The 1718-nt window shown below is 41.5% G+C and carries 2 protein-coding genes; both read left to right on the forward strand.

All coding sequences use genetic code 11. The annotated features are described in order from the left end of the window. The first annotated feature begins 3 nt into the window (after window positions 1-3). Window positions 4-159, forward strand: a complete 156-nt coding sequence (locus AACS18_RS00140) for an MgtC/SapB family protein (protein ID WP_258228807.1) — start codon at window positions 4-6, stop codon at window positions 157-159. 647 nt (window positions 160-806) lie between these two features. Then, entirely contained in the window at window positions 807-1685 is an 879-nt protein-coding gene (locus AACS18_RS00145) for a hypothetical protein (protein ID WP_219928000.1), read from the forward strand. Window positions 1686-1718 lie beyond the last annotated feature (33 nt).

Below are 1718 nucleotides of genomic sequence, written 5' to 3' on the forward strand. Positions count from 1 at the left end.
GGGCTGACCACAGCCGCCGGTATCTGGGTCACCGCCGCCATCGGCATTGCCGCGGGTATGGGCCGAGAGTCCACCGCGGTGCTCGCCACCCTGATCGCGCTGTTTATTCTGACCATCGTGCCTTGGCTGCTGGGGATCAAAAAAGAGGGCCGTGAGTAATCCTCACTGGCCACCTCACTGACTGCGGCGCTCTGTAGGCCCCGGTCACCCAGTGGCCGGTCTGCTCGATGACCCGAAACCCATAGCCCTTATAACAGGGCGTAACAGAGATATTACCCAGCCATTCCTGTCACTTGGCGCCAGTCGTCGAGGATGCCTTATCTGTTTATTTATTGAACTCCCCTTGCCCACTCAAACCGCAGCCAACTTGGCTCAAGGCTGATCCTCGTCAAAAAACCTTTCAAAATCCGAGCGATAACTAACTTTTTACTCACTTTTATTGGTAGGTGTTTGATACCTTGCTCATCTGGCCCTCACAGCCCCAAAAGCAGCCGAGGTAAGCCCATGATTTACCCATTTTCAATCTGGTTAAAAGCAGTACTCGGGGAGCTGTAACCCCGTGCGGTAGCCATGTTGTTTTTTTGGAAGATGTTCAATTTCAGTCTGCTCTGGTGGCTTGCAGTCCACGTAGTCTAATTGTGAATTTCCGGTCAACAATCCCAAAATAAATACTCGTAACTGTTACCTGAACAAGCATAATACTCACGTTAACCCTCTAGATGGAATTTATGAACAAGCACCTTTTATCAAATAAATTTCAAATACATTACTACTTCGAGGATGGCTCTCACTCAATGGACGCGTTCGTGCGTAATCGATGTGAAGCCGAGATAATTGCGATCCTCATCGAGATCGCAAAGACACTTGACGAAAGTGTTTTAATTGAATGTGAAGCACATAGAGAGGGTGGATTACGAGATATATGGAAACTTGCAAATGCTAATGCTGGTGCTATTTCAATAATAATCAGCATTGCAGCTATGGTTGTACCACTGCTACCAAAGTCAGATTCTGAACTAGATAGGCTTCAAAAAGAAGATCTTCGTTTAAGCATTGAGGAAAGAAAACTACGAATTAAACTTCTTAAGGCTGAGGTAAAGTCAAATAATGTTAATCATGATACGCTCGCTAAAGCTGCAGAAGTAGTTAACGAAAACTATAAAGTAATTACTCGTCGTTCAAATTTTTATAAACACCTCAATAATTACCAAAAAGTATCCAAGGTTGGTTTGAATAGCCTTACAGCAGATGGCATAGAGAACGCTCCTGAATCAGAAGTAATTAGAAGCAAGTTTAAGCGTTTCATATTAAACTCTAATTCCTTACCAACAAAAACAATAGATGAAGCAGTTATAGAAATTGTTTCTCCAGTTTTAAAACAAGGAAACTATAAGTGGAAAGGTATTTTTAATGGCGAACCTATTAGTTTCATTATGAAAGATAACGTATTTAAACAAGATGTACTCAGTGAAAGAGTTAGCCTCCAACATGGTTCTGCCATCAAGTGTGCTTCAAATATATATAGCAAGTTAGATGAAATTGGAGAAATTACAATTACTGGGTATGCTGTAGAAACCGTAATAGAAAGCATAATTGGCTACAAAAATGTTGAAACATTGCAAGGTCGTGCATATCGACAAAAAAGAAACCTAGAAAACTCTCAAGGTGATTTATTTGAAAGTTAATAACAACACACATACATTTAATATATTCATACT

Source organism: Aeromonas sp. HMWF015 (genome assembly GCF_963878965.1).
Taxonomy (GTDB): Bacteria; Pseudomonadota; Gammaproteobacteria; order Enterobacterales; family Aeromonadaceae; genus Aeromonas; species Aeromonas veronii.